The 16,284-nt window shown below is 40.5% G+C and carries 13 protein-coding genes; 6 read left to right on the top strand and 7 right to left on the bottom strand.

Annotated features, from left to right (window positions below; translation table 11 throughout):
• Positions 1–26: 26 nt before the first annotated feature.
• The gene (locus tag IPJ83_10605) at positions 27–2,570 is read right to left on the bottom strand and encodes an ATP-dependent Clp protease ATP-binding subunit (GenBank protein MBK7880992.1); all 2,544 of its coding nucleotides are present in this window, start codon (positions 2,568–2,570) and stop codon (positions 27–29) included.
• Positions 2,571–2,811: 241 nt separating this feature from the next.
• On the opposite strand from IPJ83_10605, the gene IPJ83_10610 reads away from it, so the two are divergent.
• Entirely contained in the window at positions 2,812–3,189 is a 378-nt protein-coding gene (locus IPJ83_10610; GenBank protein ID MBK7880993.1) for an STAS domain-containing protein, read from the top strand.
• Positions 3,173–4,102 (top strand): ribonuclease Z, encoded by a 930-nt coding sequence (locus IPJ83_10615; protein ID MBK7880994.1) that lies wholly within the window; start codon positions 3,173–3,175, stop codon positions 4,100–4,102. Before IPJ83_10610 ends, IPJ83_10615 begins: the two co-directional genes overlap by 17 nt.
• Before the next feature lie 47 nt (positions 4,103–4,149).
• Here IPJ83_10615 and IPJ83_10620 read toward each other — a convergent pair whose 3' ends face one another.
• Genes IPJ83_10620 through IPJ83_10630 form a run of 3 tightly spaced genes read right to left on the bottom strand, consistent with a single transcriptional unit; the run spans position 4,150 to position 8,123 of the window.
• The gene (locus tag IPJ83_10620; GenBank protein MBK7880995.1) at positions 4,150–4,902 is read right to left on the bottom strand and encodes a discoidin domain-containing protein; all 753 of its coding nucleotides are present in this window, start codon (positions 4,900–4,902) and stop codon (positions 4,150–4,152) included.
• Between the two features lie 10 nt (positions 4,903–4,912).
• Positions 4,913–6,346 (bottom strand): DUF1501 domain-containing protein, encoded by a 1,434-nt coding sequence (locus IPJ83_10625; GenBank protein ID MBK7880996.1) that lies wholly within the window; start codon positions 6,344–6,346, stop codon positions 4,913–4,915.
• Complete coding sequence (locus tag IPJ83_10630; protein MBK7880997.1) at positions 6,330–8,123, bottom strand: DUF1800 domain-containing protein; 1,794 nt, start codon at positions 8,121–8,123, stop codon at positions 6,330–6,332. The genes IPJ83_10625 and IPJ83_10630 overlap by 17 nt, the downstream gene beginning before the upstream one ends.
• Positions 8,124–8,413: 290 nt before the next feature.
• On the opposite strand from IPJ83_10630, the gene yaaA reads away from it, so the two are divergent.
• The 4 genes from yaaA to IPJ83_10650 are packed head-to-tail and all read left to right on the top strand — an operon-like array spanning position 8,414 to position 12,860.
• On the top strand, positions 8,414–9,178 hold the full coding sequence (gene yaaA / locus IPJ83_10635) for a peroxide stress protein YaaA (GenBank protein MBK7880998.1): 765 nt from the start codon (positions 8,414–8,416) through the stop codon (positions 9,176–9,178).
• A 12-nt stretch (positions 9,179–9,190) separates the two neighbouring features.
• Positions 9,191–11,614: a penicillin acylase family protein gene (locus tag IPJ83_10640; protein ID MBK7880999.1), complete on the top strand. Its 2,424-nt coding sequence runs from the start codon at positions 9,191–9,193 to the stop codon at positions 11,612–11,614.
• On the top strand, positions 11,611–11,967 hold the full coding sequence (locus tag IPJ83_10645; protein MBK7881000.1) for a hypothetical protein: 357 nt from the start codon (positions 11,611–11,613) through the stop codon (positions 11,965–11,967). The genes IPJ83_10640 and IPJ83_10645 overlap by 4 nt, the downstream gene beginning before the upstream one ends.
• Entirely contained in the window at positions 11,967–12,860 is an 894-nt protein-coding gene (locus IPJ83_10650) for a hypothetical protein (GenBank protein MBK7881001.1), read from the top strand. The genes IPJ83_10645 and IPJ83_10650 overlap by 1 nt, the downstream gene beginning before the upstream one ends.
• A gap of 138 nt (positions 12,861–12,998) precedes the next feature.
• Here IPJ83_10650 and IPJ83_10655 read toward each other — a convergent pair whose 3' ends face one another.
• From IPJ83_10655 to IPJ83_10665, 3 genes are all read right to left on the bottom strand, one after another.
• Positions 12,999–13,811, bottom strand: coding sequence for a hypothetical protein (locus IPJ83_10655; protein ID MBK7881002.1), 813 nt, complete (start codon positions 13,809–13,811; stop codon positions 12,999–13,001).
• A 76-nt stretch (positions 13,812–13,887) separates the two neighbouring features.
• Complete coding sequence (locus tag IPJ83_10660; protein MBK7881003.1) at positions 13,888–15,357, bottom strand: T9SS type A sorting domain-containing protein; 1,470 nt, start codon at positions 15,355–15,357, stop codon at positions 13,888–13,890.
• 43 nt (positions 15,358–15,400) lie between these two features.
• Positions 15,401–16,282, bottom strand: coding sequence for a hypothetical protein (locus IPJ83_10665; protein MBK7881004.1), 882 nt, complete (start codon positions 16,280–16,282; stop codon positions 15,401–15,403).
• Between the last annotated feature and the right edge of the window lie 2 nt (positions 16,283–16,284).

The following is a 16,284-nucleotide window of genomic DNA, read 5'->3' on the forward strand; positions in this document are numbered from 1 at the left end:
CTGCAAAAATAACAGGGATTTGCACATTAGGACGAGGATTTTTTACCAACTCCGCTTTTTGAAGATTGGGAAATAAGAACCTGATCTTTTTCTTTGTTAAGTACTGCTTTTAATTTAGTCCCCGGTTCCGGATTTTCATTCAAAATGTACTCTGCCAACGGGTCTTCCAGATATTTCTGAACCGCTCTGTGAAGAGGTCTGGCACCAAACTGAGGGTCGTAACCTTTCTCAGCAAGAAATTCCATGGCCTCCTGTGTGATGGTCAGTTCCAGTTTCATTTGTTCGATGCGCTTGAGCAATCCACTCACCACCAGATTGATGATTTGGAAGATTTGTTCTTTCTCCAGACTGTTGAACACCAACACATCGTCCACACGGTTGAGGAATTCCGGACTAAAAGTCTTCTTCAAAGCATTCTTGATGACGTTCTTGGAATATTCATCCGCATTTTCCACACGGCTCGCTGTAGCAAAACCTACACCCTGACCAAAATCTTTCAACTGTCTGGCGCCTATGTTGGAAGTCATGATGATGATGGTATTTTTAAAATCCACCTTACGGCCTAAACCATCGGTCAACTGACCTTCATCCAATACTTGTAGCAGGATGTTGTACACATCCGGATGAGCTTTTTCTATTTCGTCCAGCAAAACCACGGCATAAGGCTTTCTCCTTACTTTTTCGGTAAGTTGGCCGCCTTCTTCGTAACCAACATATCCCGGAGGTGCGCCGATCAATCTCGATACGGTAAATTTCTCCATGTATTCGCTCATGTCCAATCGGATCAGTGCATCTTCCGTATCAAACAGGAAGCGGCTCAAGGCCTTTGCCATCTCTGTCTTACCTACGCCCGTAGGACCTAAAAAGATAAAGGTTCCTATCGGTTTCTTTGGATCTTTTAGACCAACCCGGTTTCTTTGAATGGCTTTCACAATTTTGACCACCACTTCATCCTGGCCGATGATGGACTTCTTCATATCGTCCGCCATGTTGACCAATTTCTTGCTTTCGCTTTGGGCCACTTTCTTTACCGGAATGCCGGTCATCATGGCCACCACTTCCGCAATATCTTCCTCATTCACCGGAAATCTTCTGGTTCTGGATTCATCTTCCCAGGCCAATTTGGCAGATTCTAATTTCTTTTGAAGTTTGGATTCCAGATCTCTCAGGTCTGCAGCTTTCTCGTATTGCTGACTTTTGACCGCCACATTCTTCTGTTCTTTTATGGTGTCGATCTGGGCTTCAATTTCTTCAATATGTTTTGGAACATGTATGTTCTTTAAATGCACTCGGGCACCAACTTCGTCCAATACATCAATCGCTTTGTCCGGTAAAAAACGATCGGTAATATACCTGTCGCTCAACTTCACACAAGCCTCAATGGCTTCCGTGGTATAAGATACAGAGTGAAACTCTTCGTATTTGGATTTGATGTTGTGGAGAATAAGCATGGCCTCTTCCGCAGTAGGCGGATCGATCATCACTTTTTGGAAACGACGGTCAAGTGCACCGTCTTTCTCAATATGCTGTCGATATTCATCCAGGGTAGATGCTCCGATACATTGAAGTTCGCCTCTTGCTAAGGCAGGTTTAAATATATTGGATGCATCCAGAGAACCGGTGGCGCCACCTGCACCGATGATGGTATGTATCTCATCGATGAATAGAATGACATCCCTTGATTTTTCCAGCTCATTCATGATGGCCTTGATGCGTTCTTCAAACTGACCGCGGTATTTGGTTCCTGCAACTAACGCAGCCAGATCAAGCATCACAATGCGTTTATTGAACAGCGTGCGGGATACTTTCTTCTGCATGATCATCAGGGCAAGTCCTTCCACGATGGCGGTTTTACCCACACCGGGCTCACCGATAAGTATTGGGTTATTTTTCTTACGTCGGCTAAGGATTTGAGATACTCTTTCGATTTCTCTTTCTCTTCCTATGATTGGATCCAGTTTTCCGTCTTCTGCCAGTCTGGTGATGTCGCGACCGTAGTTATCCAAAACAGGTGTCATGGATTTGGAGCCGGATTTTTTAGAAAATGAGGAAGAGGCTTGCTCTTCTTCATAAGAATCCGGGTCGCTTGCCGCAGCAGTGATTTCCGGAAACTCTTCCATACCTCCATTCTGACTCAGGTAATCCAGCTCTGAACGGAAATTATCATAATCAATGTTGAATTGTTCCAAAACAATACAAGCCAGATTGTCGTGGTGCTTAAGAATGGACAACAACAAATGTTCAGGATAGATTTCATCTTCCTTGGTGATCTTGGCTTCCAGGTAGGTGAATTTCAATACCTTTTCTGCCTGTTTGTTTAGGGGAAGATTGCCCACCTGAAAAGAGGTTTCCTCTCCTTTCCTCACAGGAATGGCTTCTTCCAGTTTATCTTTCAACTGACTGAGGTCAACCTTCAGGGACTTGAGTACACTAACTGCCAAAGTATCCCGCTCAGCAAGCATGCCAAGGAGAATATGTTCGGTGCCGATGTAATCGTGGCCCAGACGGATGGCTTCATCACGGCTGTTTGCCAATACTTTTCTGACTTTTTGAGAAAATCTCTTATTCATTTTATCGGTTATTCTGTTTGGTCAAAACTAACACACATCCAAATAACATTAAAGCCTTATTTTTTGTTCTATTGGTTTAAAGAGCCTATTTATAAGCTAAATTGCAGGAAAGCGTTAAAGTTTTATAAATTTGCTTTCTCAAAATTAGATAAAAATCGACATTTGGTAATAATTATTTGTTTTTATAATAATTAATTGCCTAAATTTTAAAACATTAAATATATTAATTTATTCATATCTCATGAAATACCAGATTGATAAACAAGAGCGATATTCTGTCTTTACCCTGGAAGAACCTCAATTAAATTCCATGATCGCTCCTCTTCTTAAATCAGAATTTGTCTTCCTGCATAACGAAGGCGTCAGAAATCTGATTTTTGATCTTCAGCAAGTGGATTACATCGATTCATCAGGCCTTAGCTCCATCCTTACTGCCAACAGATTATGGAAAGACAATGGCTCTTTTGTACTGACCAACATGAACAGTGAAGGCGTTCGAAAATTAATTGAGATAAGTAAACTGGATGGCATATTAACCATCATCCCGACGATTGACGAATCCGTTGATTACATTTTTATGGAAGACATAGAGCGGGATCTGAATGACGAAGAAGAATAGTCATCTCTTTGAACTTCTTATTCTGGGAAGTTCATCTGCCATACCCTCTGACGACAGGTTTCCAAGCGCACAATTGCTAAACATCCGGGAGCAACTTTTCCTGATTGATTGTGGCGAGGCTACCCAAAACAGGCTTTGGTCTTTTAAAGTCAGATGGAGCAAAATCTCCCACATCTGCATCTCACATCTTCATGGGGATCATGTTTTTGGCTTGCCGGGGCTGATCACCAGTTTTAGTCATTTGCAACGCAAGGAACCACTTACCATTTGTGGTCCCGAAGGAATACAGGATTTCTTGGAAGGCACACTCCGACACAGCAGGGCGCATTTGAATTTTGAGATCCATTATCTCGAACTCGATCATCGGTCCGGTACAAAATTCTATGACGACGGACTGCTTTCCATTACTTCATTTCCATTGAACCACAGAGTGCCTACCATAGGTTATGTATTCAAAGTGGAAGAACATTACAGAAAACTGAATATTGAAAAAATAAGTCAGTACGCCATACCGGTATCTCAATATAAAAAAGTAGTAGCTGGAGAAAGCATTTCAGATATGGAAGGTAATGTGTACACTGCAGATGAATTTTCCGCACCGGTACATTACCTCAAATCTTATGCTTATTGCAGCGATACCCGCTATGATGAATCCATTATTTCATTCATCAAAGACGTAGATGTTTTATACCATGAAACAACCTATCTGGAAGCCTTAGCCCACAAAGCACAGGAAACAGGACATTCCACTGCACACCAGGCGGCCATCATGGCGAAAAAATCCGGAGTGGGCAGACTCATCACAGGTCATTATTCCTCACGTTACCACGAACTGAATGTATTCCTTCAGGAATGTCAATCTGTTTTTCCGAACACCATTTTGGGAAAGGAAGGATTGCTGGTTCAAATCTAAGATCCAATCAAAAATTTACTATCTGAGTGAAGTTTTTAAAAAAAACATCAATCCATTTTGACCAAAGAAAACTTACTGGACTGTTTGTTTTTTCTTAGCGAGAGAACATAATTTCCGGCAGGCCATTCTTCACTGATAATTCTCAATTGGTAATTGCTCCTTTGCATTTGAATTTGACCGGACTGCCAAACTTTGCCCAATAAATCTACGACCTGATATTGAATTAGCTCTTCTTTTAATCCTGAAATTTCTGCAACAAACTGGCTTTTAAAAGGATTGGGTTTAATGTTCACCTGGAAGGCATTTTCTTCCGGGTTTTCATCCACCACATCAACAGTATTTACTTTCTCCGCAGAAAACTGAACTTCTGCAAGACCGTAACAGGAATCTTTGCCAAAATTACTTTCCGCTGTAAGCAAAATGTATCGTGCATCCGAAATGTTTACATCCAGCCAATCCATGCCTTCATAACGGTTGTGTCCGGGTGCCTTGTCTAAATTGATCAGACTGATGCTGCGCCAGGATGTGCTGTCTTTGGAATAGTCAATTTTCAATTCTCTGATACCCCAATCCAAATGCGATGGATCGTTACTGTTCCAAAATTTAATTCGATCAATTCTATACCTCGTACCTAAATCGAAAAGCATCCAATGGCCCGATTTATTCGCTGGGTTGGGAGATGCCTTACTTTGACAAGATACCCAGCCATCAAACCAATTCGTGGAATGACGATCCGGATAGCACTGTGCTTCTAAATGAAAACTGATCAAAACCAGAAAAAATATGTTGATGAATTTCATAATTGCAGATTTAGATATTTAAAAATCCAAGCGGAGCCTTGCCTGAGTTAATGTTATAAAAAGTACTCAGATTCGGTAGAACATAAGACAAATCTGATGGTTTGACACCCATCCACAATGCCAGTTCCCCAAAGTACTGATCTACTGAAGTTGTCGGGATAATAACGCCATCGTACACATTCAAATCATCTTCAAGATCCAGAGATGGATAGGTTCCAAAAATTCTTGAACCAATAACATCACCACCCATAACAAAAACATTTCCACCCCAGGCGTGATCTGTTCCATTCCCATTGGATGGCAATGATCGGCCAAATTCTGAAATTGAAAAAGTGGTGACCTGTTTACTTAATTTTAATTCGTTCATGGCGTTGTTGAATTCTTCTAGTCCATCAGAGACCATGGTCAGCATGTCTTGCTGATTTTGAAGTACTTCATCATGGTGATCCCAACCATAAAAGTTGATATAAAATATCTGTCGCTTGAAACCTAATTTCTGGTGAACGGAAATGGTTCGTGCAATCATCTTAAGCGATTCAGAAAATTCATTGTCTGAAAACTGGGTCCGAATCTCCACACCATTGTCCAATGCTTCTTTAAACTTAAGATGGCCATCTCTTGCGCCTCGGATTACTTCTGTATACGTTTTTTGAAAAATATCGCGGTAATTATAATCCAACAAACTGTCGATTGCACCTGATTTTACAATGTTGAACTGATCATACATGTTGTCCGGACGATAGCCATTGATGCCGATACTTCCATTTCTTCTGTCGATCACATATTCCACCACTTCATTTCCTGTCTGCAGCAGATTACTTCCGGAGAGACTAACGTTCATGGAGATTTCCTGACTGGTATTCATGTCTCGGATCAGATCAGCCATTCTTCCTGCCCAACCGATGTTGGTGCGCGATTGTGGAATACCGGATTGCCAATGTTGTGATTGATCAGAATGCGAAAGCAATCCCAGGGGCAATTTTACTTTGTTGTTGTAAAAATCATCCTTTGTTGTTTTTTCCAAAAGCGTCCCGATATTGGAAATAAAAGCTGCATTTCCCTGGTTAAATATTTTTTGTAAACCTTCCATTGCCGGATGAAGACCAAATTCTCTCCCCGGTGTATTCATCACGGAAAGATTCAGTAATTCGTTTTTTGGAATGGCAAGATTTGCTCTTGTTTTTTTGTAGGTATTGTATTCGCTGTTGGAGGATGGCACAAGCATGTTGAAAGAATCGTTTCCACCACTGAGATTGATGCAGACCAATGCTTTGTATTCCGGATCAAGCGCACTGTTGGCCGCAGCAAGTGCATTAATGGCCTGAAGATTGATCATGGAATTGCGAAATGTGGTATAACCAAGTGCGGCACAGCTCACCTGACCTATAAATTTTCTTCTTGAATTATTATTTTGATTCATGATTTTCTTATTTAAAAATGGCATAATCCGGAGACATCATCACAAGGTATAAAGCAAGACGCGCCCGATCATTTCGGTAATTGCCGGAACGCATTCTGCTGACGGCATTTTTTATAATTTCACGAGACCTGTCCGATAGGTTTCCGTGCGTGAGCAGGATGTCAATTCTGTTTACCAAAGCCTCCGGATCTCTGGCTAGTTCTTCTAATTCTTTGGTGAGCAAAATTGTAGGCACATCATTTGCCTCCCAGGAGTACATGACATAATCCATAATCCAGTTGTTCACCTGATTCAAAAATCCAATACTCGTTCTGGAGTTGTGGATTTGAAATTCTGGAGCGGATAGATTTTTAGCAGATATGGATCCCTTTGGGGCAAAATTGGGAAAATAGAAATTAAAAACTGTTGGCGCCTGCAAAACGTGTTGCCCGGTATTGTCCAGAAAATCAAATCCTGAATTCCACAACCGGCCATAATATTGTTCGACTCCTATCGCATTCATAAAATGGGAATATCGAATCATTGGTTCCCGAAGTTGCCCATTGTTAGGATCCAGAGACCAATCGCAATCGCGGGCTTCTTCATCGAGAAGTATAGCCTTTACCACTGCTGCCAGATTTCCTCTGACGCCGGTTCCATCATTTATAAAAACTCTGGCAATACGCTCCACATATTCAGGGCTTGGATTGGATTTGATGAGTCTTTGGATCAGTTGTTTGCAAATGAAAGGTGGGGTGTTGGCGTGATTAAATAAGTTGTCGATGGCATTGTCGATGTCCTTCATGCCATCTTGTCGGCGAGGCGTAACAAAACCATTCAATAAATATTTCGATCCGGGTTCATGCCAGGCATCGAACATTCTCATCGGTTTGGTAGGAATACCTAAGTACAGGGTTACGCCAAATTGTGGGGTATCTATCCATCGATTGGGCATGATTTCAGAAAAGCTGAGACCGGTAAATATTTTTGCAAATTCCTGAATGTCTTTTTGATCATAGGTAGGAATGCTGTTGCCCAGAGAATCTTTTTTATGGGTACCGTCCAGATTCAATTCATACAATCCTATCGTAAACAATTGCATGATCTCTCTGGCATAATTTTCATCCGGTCGGATGTTTTCAATGGTATCTGTTTTGGGATTGTTCAAGTGTGAAAGATAAGAGCCCATCGCAGGGTGGAGCGTTACTTCTCGAAGCAGATCCCTGAAATTGCCAAAAGAATTATGGATTAATACATCGTAATAATTGGCCATCGCCCTTCCATAACCGCCAAGGTCGCCATTTCCGGAAACCACAAAAATCTCACTGAGTGCGAGCGCTACCCGTTGACGAAGTTTGTCCCTGTTGGTAAGATTCATCTGCCACCAGGCATAATTAAAATGTACTGCCCAGAAATAATCAGGTTGCTCTGTAGAATCACCGCCATTCAGATAAAACCAGTCGATCACTTCATCAATAACCTGGTCATACTGACTGGTCATGTTACTGGGTTTTAGCTTTAACTGCTCGTCTATCCATGGGGCGAATCCCATGCTTGCTGTGCGCTTGATCTCATCCTCTGCGGAACCAAGGGTAGCCTGATACAGAAAACGGCTGGCATTAAACAAATCATAATTTAATCCTGATCCGTCAAATACGGTTCGGGCATAAGCGGAATCCTTCCAAAACTCAGGATGCCACTGATCGCTGGTGCTTATTTTGATTTGAGGGGATTGTCCCCCTCCAAGAATTACCTTCTGTGCCTGAACAGAGAAGTACAATAATGCAATCAGCAGAAAGGCCGATTTCTTTAAAAATGACATATGGTCTCGTTTTATTTGATCACTTGAATAACTTGACTCAAATCTATAGGTCAAATGTTGCTTTACCTAATATATTCTTTTTAAAAATATAAAAATCAGTGTTTACCCTGATAATTTAACATTAAAAACTAAGGGTTTCTACCTAGATCCTCCTGGTTTAATCTGTGTAAATTATTGATTTAATTTCTTGGATTATGTTTTTTTCTCGTGCTTTATCATTTTAATTTATAAGCAAAAATCTCCTTCCTCGGGATTGTCAAAAAATCTTTAACTATGCACAAAATAACCAAATGATCATCCTGGTATCTCCCTCAAAGGATTTGGATTACAAAAACAACGTGGACCGAGATTCCATTGAGATTCCACGACTGTGGGAAAAATCCTGGCCCATCATCGACCAACTTAGAAAGTATAAACCCAAAAAGTTAGGTGCCCTTATGGACATCAGTGCCAAACTTGCTGAGGAAAACTACCAGCGGAATCAGGCATTCAGCCCGGACTTCAACAAAGAAAATTCTCGGCCTGCCATTTTTGCATTTTCCGGAGATGTATACAGGGGGCTAGATGTCAAGAGTCTGGACCATGCATCCTTTGACTATTGTTCTGACCACTTACGCATTCTCTCCGGACTATATGGTGTGCTGCGCCCGATGGACCTTGTGCAGCCCTATAGACTGGAAATGGGCACTGCATTAAAAGTAGGGCGGAAGAAAAACCTTTACCAGTATTGGGGTAGGGAAATTGCAGATTTAATTCAAGCAGATATAGAAGCACAATCGGCCAAATATCTCATCAATCTGGCTTCTCAGGAATACTTCGAAGCAGTACAGTTGAATGATATAAAAGTGCCCGTCATAGATATTCACTTCCGAGAATTTAAAAACGGTAAAATGCAGTTTGTATCTTTCAATGCAAAAAAGGCACGAGGCCTGATGGTGCGATACATGGCGCAGAATAAATGTGCAGATTTGGAATGCATTAAAGGATTTGATTTAGAATCTTATACATTTGAAGAGAAAATGTCTGAGGGCAATTCTTTATATTTTATTCGTTAAAAAATATCAAGCATGCGATTTTTAAAAATATTAATTCCAATCATACTGTCCTTAGGTTGGATTTTTTTAATGACTCGTTCTATAAAAGTTGGCGAAACCAATTTGCCTCCTTTGGGTAAGTTCATTTGTCCTTCCACCGGTTTTTGGCAAAATGTCTTGGCTGCAGGTAAAACGGTAAAAAAAGAGGATGTTCTTTCTGCTATACATGGAAAGATTCATCTAGACAGTCGTGAAGTTCCACATATTTTTGCCGGATCCATGAAGGATGCATTTTTTTTACAGGGCTACATGCATGCTTATCATAGATTGTGGCAGATGGATTTTGCTACTTTGGCTGCGGAAGGGAGAGTGAGTGAAGTTGCCGGTGTGAGGGCCTTGGACTTTGATAAAATCAAGCGGAGAAAAGGCCTTGCGGAATCTGCCAGAAAGAGTATTGAAGTATGGAAAAAATTTCCGGAAAGTTTTGCATTGGTAGAATCCTATACCGCGGGGGTGAATTTTTTCATAGACCATCTTGATCCTAAGGATTATCCTATTGAATATAAATTGATGAACGATGCACCCAGAAGTTGGTCGCCATATCGGAGTGCATTGTTTCACAAATCCATGGCAGAAATATTATGTGGCAGAGAACAGGATATAGAATTGTCCAATGCAAAATTGGTGTTCGGAAAAGATTTCGAATTGCTTTTTCCGGAGAACAATCCACAGACTGAACCTGTAATTCCGCCCACTACAGATTGGGGATTTAAAATGGAAAATCTTGATCCCGGCAAACCTGGTAAAAAGGAGGATATAGGCTATCTGGACATCATTCGGGAAAGTTCGCCAAGTGGACTCGGTTCCAATAACTGGGCGGTGAATGCAGCAAAATCTTCCACAGGTAACCCTATCCTGTGCAATGACCCGCATCTTACCCTGACCTTACCCTGCATCTGGTATGAACAACAAATAGTCACCCCGGAAATGAATGTCTATGGGGTAACTTTTCCCGGTATTCCGGGCGTAGTAATAGGTTTTAATCAGGATATTGCCTGGGGTGTGACCAATGCGGGCTGGGATGTATTGGATTGGTATCGGATTCAGTGGAAGGATGCTACACATCGTGAATATTTAATCGACGGAACGTGGAAAGTAGTGCAAAACAGATACGATACGATCCGGATAAAAAATGAAAACTTTGTCATCGATACCGTCAAACTTACCGATTGGGGACCGGTAGTTTATGAACACATGAACAACCCAAAAGAAGGGCTTTCCATGCATTGGATTATTCATGAACCATCGGTGGATTGCGAACTGGATGCATTCGTAGGATTGGGCAAAGGAAAAAATTACAGCGACTACAGGGCAGCCATACGGAAGTTTCCATATCCCGCACAGAACATGGCATTTATCAGCAGATCAAATGATATTGCCTTAACCGTGCAGGGATTGATGCCAATCAAGACAGGTCAATTGGGTAGGTTTGTTTTGGACGGAACAAAAAGTGAACATAATTGGAATGGTTTTCTGCCGCTTGAATTCAATCCGCATTGTTTGAATCCATCCAGAGGATTTATTTCTTCTGCAAATCAGAAATCTACAGATGCCAGCTTTCCAAATTATTATAACGATGGCGATTTTAGATCTTACCGTGGAAATATGGTCAACAGACTCTTGCGTGAAAAAGATAAATGGAGTGTAGAAGACATGATGCATTTACAACACAATACACACAGCCTTAAAGCAGAGACTATATTGCCTTTAATGTTGAAAATGATGGACAGTGTTCAAACAGATGCAAAAAAACAGTCCGTGATTTCAGCGCTTAAAACCTGGAATTATGCTTACGATTCCACTTCGGTGGAAACAGTTTATTTCGATGTTTGGTTTGACGCATTGCATCACTTGATGTGGGATGAAATCACCATGGATACCAGCAGAAAAGCTACGGCTATCCCATCTGAAGAGACCACGGTGACCTTAATGCAAACCAATCCCGGGCTGAGCTATTACGATATAAAATCCAGTGTTGAAAAAGAACAATTGAAAGATCTGGTATCCATTAGTTTTGACTCCATGATGACAAAGATTTCATCACCTGAAATAGCAGGAAAAAACTGGGGAAATTATAAAGCATCTGCGATTCCGCACATGGCAAGAATACAGGCTTTTGGCATTCCGTTTATTTCTACCTCAGGAGGTAAAGAAATAATTAATGCGCATGCAAAGACTTTCGGCCCTTCTTGGCGGATGATTGTCGAATTAACCCCTGATGGTCCAAAAGCATTCGGGGTATATCCGGGTGGACAGGACGGCAGACCGGGAAATCCAAATTTCAAAAACATGGTGGAGGATTGGGCAAGAGGGAAATATTATTCACTGGACTATTTAATGGACGAAAAGGATCAGCGAATTTCTTCATTCTCCACTTTAGAATTTAAAATGAAATGAAAAGTACAATAGCGTATACAGGTTTGTTGAGTGCGTGCAGCATTTTAGTTGCTTTGTTTTTACCTTGGTGGGTATTGATGTTGCTTTCTTTTGTTCTGGCTTTTTATTTTAGGCCATCTGAAGGGAAAGCATTTGGAATTGCATTTGCAACGACCAGCGTACTCTGGTCAGGAATGGTGTTTTGGTTGGATCAGTGGAGTCAATCCCCTCTAAGTGCTATGGTAGGGCAAGTTTTTAGGGGCCTTCAACCTTCGCATTTATATTGGATTACAGGATTGGTTGGAGGGATCACTGCAGGCCTCTCTGCCTGGGCAGGATCAGCAATTGGTTTGCTTTTATTCGAAAAAAAATAGTGTATCCTTTTCTATATTTATTTTTATTAACCAGTCTGTGGGCTCAGGCTCAGTCAGGTAATTTGTCTTATTTGGTTTATGGGAAGGGACAAGGGGATTTCAGGCTTTTCAACAGCATGTATTTTGAGAAAAACAGTGAATTCAGCGCGCCGGAGGAATATGTCTTTTTTAATGTTCAACCTGAATTTTTATACGGTATTGGCGCCGGGTTAAATCTTGGGGCTCGATTGAGATTGCGCAATGTAATACGTTCCAATAACATCACTGGAGCGGACCTTCTTTTTTTTAAACAGAAGGGAAAAAATGGTCTGAATTATCAAAGATATGGCATCAGCGGAGTGGATATTTTTCTAAGGCATGATTTAGGGCAGCATCTTTCTTCCTGGTCTGTTCAGCATACCATCGGTTTGCCCATTGGAAAGGATTTGGAGGGGACAGAAATATTAGGGTATTTGGATTGGTCCGGTGGGTCTTACCATGGACAATTGTTTTACAATGTGCTTTGGGATAAGTTCCAACTTTTTACAGAACTGGGCATCCGCTTGGATAATCTGACAACTGGGATGTTCAAAAAAGAAAGTGATTATTTCGTTTATGCCGGCTTACCCATGAGTGTTTTGCCTGGATTTTTAATCCATCCGCAACACTTTACCTATTTATTGTTTCAAGCCAATCCACGATGGTCTTTTTCCAGACCTTTTTCCACGACAAATCCTAAAATTCTATTGGATCCTTTTGCACAAATTGGTCTTGGATATAAATTATTTTTTGCACGGCACATGGAATTTGAAACCATAGGAACTTTATTTTTTTCTGACTACCAACATAAGAATGCATTTACTTGGAGTTTGGGATGGAGATATTATTTGGGTAGGGATTTATATGGATACTAAATAGGAATAAGCAAAAATTACGAAGGCTAATTCTACAGTTATAAAATGGATTTGATGCTAATTTAATCCAGTCAATTCATTCGAAAAGCATTTAGCCGATTTAGGCATAAATTCACTTTTTTAAGGAATGTAAATAAATCAAAGAGGGAAGGAAGCACCAAATAAAAGATTCCATTGAGAAAAGAAAAAAGATTGGTGAGCTTTATCTGTAGAGAACTGTGTCGTCCTGATGTCCGGCAAATTGATGAATCCTTCTTTGAATTCCGATTGAATACAAAAGTATTTCCAGATGGGAATATTAACGCCAAGGACTGCACCAATACCATATCCCGCGAGATGAAATTCGTCGTTTCTCATTTGATTCAACAAGGTGACATCGGATTTTGGCAGAAGCACACCACCACCGATTCCTGCAGTTAGGTTTAGTTTGATAAATTTATCTTTTATAATCTCTTCAAATCTTCTGAATTCGAGGTTGATGTAATTTAATCCATCTGTGTGTTCGAAGGCCAAAAAACCTTCTTTGATTTGGATAGATTCATTGCCATATTGTCCATCGTATTCAGATCCGGAATGAATGTAGCCGGAAATTTTTACATTCTGCAAATCTTTGACCACGTATTTCATATGATCCACACCAATGGATATGCTATATTTGGGATGGATGAAATATCCAATTCTGAAATTGTATTGTGGAATGGTGGCTTTGGTGGGATTGAAATAGGTGTTGAGATTAAACTTGGTTTTCTTATCTATGGATCTTACATTTTTTAAGGTAAAATCATAATTGTTGCCATTAAAGCTTATGTCGGATTTACTGTACGCGGATCTGTTCCAACCCCAGAAAATGAATAATTTTCCTTTATTGGATTTAGTGGACGGAACAACGGCCTGAGCAAAACCGCTGTAAGCAAAAAACATAAAAATCAGTATACCAGCTGTGCGTTTCATTTGGCAAAAGTAGTTTAAATTAGACTAGACAAGAAATTAGCCTTACAATTCTTGCTTTCGGAAAATGGGATCTGATTTACTTTGAATGAAGAAAAACTTTTATACATCCATTATTGGTTTTAACGAGATAGACGCCTTCGTCCAGATTCTCCAGGTTTAGGTTTAAGGCAGACTGTCTATTCTGATATACAGACATCCCGCTCAAATTAAATACTTCAATTTGAGATTGTGGCGTTTCGAAGTACAGCTTGCCATTTGTTGGGTTAGGGTATACACTAAATCTGTGTTTGATTTTTGAAGTAACCGTATGGGTGGAAATTTCTGCATCATACATCCAAATCTTACCATCTGTTGTGGCCATAAATACTTTATTACCATCCACTGCCAGAGATCCTTCTGCCTGGGCAAAACTTGCGTTTATTCCGCTTAGTCCATTATTCATCATCTGCCAACGAATGCCATCTGTGGAGGTGTAAATTCCCATACTGCCAGGAGCATTGGGGGTATTTCCCGAATGTAAAAACATACGACCATTATCTGTAGTCACTATTTTGGTGACTTGCAGTCCCCCGGTAATAAGATAAGCGGGGAGACCTATACTTTGAGTTACCGTATGATTATTTAAATCTGCAAAGCCAAGGCAGTTTGACCAATTAAATTGCCACATGTTGGTCCCATTGAAAACCAGATTGTTTTCATTTGTAAATCCCAGTGCACCCAGGTTTCCGGTATGAGAAAGAGGTTTCATTACACTGTTGGTATCTTTGAGATCTAGAGCTGCTGTTTTGCAGGCAAAAAAATCAGCGGGGTGCCAGCTTGTTCCCTGATCTTCTGAATATATTATTCCTGCACCTTCTGTTCCGGCAAAAACTCTTCCATTCTTGTCTACATTGATGCTGTAAATAGCGCCATCGTTTGGATTGCCATTCCAACTTGGATAATAACATGGATACATTTTTTTTAAAATGCTGGACTCATCAATTCTTTCAAAACTTTGACCATCATCCATGCTTCGGTATACATAACTCCATTTAGCACCTATCCAAATGGTCCCGTTTTCACTTATAGCGCTGCAAAAAGCGCCTAAGACAGGAGGGTGGTCTACTTCAACCACTTGCCAGATTTGAGCGGCTAAATCAAAACGAAACAAAAAGGGTTCAGAGGCATTGTTTCTAAAAATACCGACTATTGGTTCGTTATTAAGATTGCAAATTATGGTTTGAATATTGTTAACCACACTGATGGATAAAGGAATTTTTGGTAGGGCAGAAAACGAACCTGAAGCATCCATTGTATTGCTTTTGTATAGGATCCCTTTTTCACCGGGAGTACCCGTCAAACCATAGTAGATATCGTGATTTTTTGCAATACTTAATTTAGGATACACACCCGAAGGAAGATTTTTAGCCCATATAGTCCATGCATTGACTTGGGAGTTTCCTATAAAAGTGCAAAAGAAAAATATCAGAAATTGAAAGGAGCAAACCAAATTAAAAAGTTTCCTATTAAATTTTGAGGAATTTATGCTTTGAAAAGTTATGCGCATGGAGTAAGTGAATTTGAAATTTAAAAATCTTCAAAAATCAAAATCATCTAAATGGTACTGCGATACCTAGCCAAGGTAAAATAATGATTCTATCTAACTCTCCACCAATCGGTATAAACCCACCAAAATCAATGGCCAAATGTCTTGCCATAAATCTGGCACCACCTGAGATAAATCCTATGTTGGTATCTCCGCCAGCTGCGATCAGGTAGTTTTCTGTGATAAATGCCCATCTTCTGGATGTTCTGATCATCCCACTTACAGAAACTGTTGGATAGTTTGCAAATCCTCCGTCTTCACCTGTGAGATAGCCATATCCAATGCCTAAGGTTAATTGCCTGTCCCGGGTACCAAAGGTGTTTGTTCCGTAAAGAATTCCTGCAAATTCATTGGAGCCACCAGCTAAACCAAAAAGAATTGTACCGGCACTGTAAGCACCCTTTCCATTCTTATATTGAAAATTAACTTTTGGGGTCACCCAGAAGGGCGTTATTTCAGAGGCAAATAAAAATAAGGGAACCACCCCAACACCAAGCGTGAAATGATCTGTAAAACCATAACTTGCCTGATTAAAGAAGACCCAAATATTCTGATAATATCCTTCTCCTTTACGAAGGCCATATCCACTTGGTCCCCAAAAATGTCTGCTGGAATGTGGGTTTTCAGGCCAATACTCGCCCTTGACCATTTCTTCATTCTTAGGAAGGGTGATGGACCGGATCATTCTTTTAGGAATGGTGAGAACGCCAAGGTTGGTAGTAATCTCCACCAGAGAGTCTTGAAGATATTTTACAGTTCCCACATAATTATTACCATCCTTGGTTTCGACAATTCGCACGGTGTCACTTTTATTTTGACTGGATGCAAGGTTTGAAAATCCAAGAAAAATGCTGGATATTAAAATGGACCATTTGAATATGCTCATCT

The sequence above is a fragment of the Candidatus Vicinibacter proximus genome (assembly GCA_016713905.1).
GTDB lineage: Bacteria > Bacteroidota > Bacteroidia > Chitinophagales > Saprospiraceae > Vicinibacter > Vicinibacter proximus.

Excerpts from the sequence above, each read along its gene's own strand:
- IPJ83_10620 (MBK7880995.1), bottom strand. The coding sequence starts at position 4,902 with ATGAAATTCATCAACATATTTTTTCTGGTTTTGATCAGTTTTCATTTA.
- IPJ83_10625 (MBK7880996.1), bottom strand. The coding sequence starts at position 6,346 with ATGCCATTTTTAAATAAGAAAATCATGAATCAAAATAATAATTCAAGA.
- IPJ83_10605 (MBK7880992.1), bottom strand. The coding sequence starts at position 2,570 with ATGAATAAGAGATTTTCTCAAAAAGTCAGAAAAGTATTGGCAAACAGC.
- yaaA (MBK7880998.1), top strand. The coding sequence starts at position 8,414 with ATGATCATCCTGGTATCTCCCTCAAAGGATTTGGATTACAAAAACAAC.
- IPJ83_10630 (MBK7880997.1), bottom strand. The coding sequence starts at position 8,123 with ATGTCATTTTTAAAGAAATCGGCCTTTCTGCTGATTGCATTATTGTAC.
- IPJ83_10645 (MBK7881000.1), top strand. The coding sequence starts at position 11,611 with ATGAAAAGTACAATAGCGTATACAGGTTTGTTGAGTGCGTGCAGCATT.
- IPJ83_10615 (MBK7880994.1), top strand. The coding sequence starts at position 3,173 with ATGACGAAGAAGAATAGTCATCTCTTTGAACTTCTTATTCTGGGAAGT.
- IPJ83_10660 (MBK7881003.1), bottom strand. The coding sequence starts at position 15,357 with ATGCGCATAACTTTTCAAAGCATAAATTCCTCAAAATTTAATAGGAAA.
- IPJ83_10610 (MBK7880993.1), top strand. The coding sequence starts at position 2,812 with ATGAAATACCAGATTGATAAACAAGAGCGATATTCTGTCTTTACCCTG.
- IPJ83_10665 (MBK7881004.1), bottom strand. The coding sequence starts at position 16,282 with ATGAGCATATTCAAATGGTCCATTTTAATATCCAGCATTTTTCTTGGA.
- IPJ83_10640 (MBK7880999.1), top strand. The coding sequence starts at position 9,191 with ATGCGATTTTTAAAAATATTAATTCCAATCATACTGTCCTTAGGTTGG.
- IPJ83_10655 (MBK7881002.1), bottom strand. The coding sequence starts at position 13,811 with ATGAAACGCACAGCTGGTATACTGATTTTTATGTTTTTTGCTTACAGC.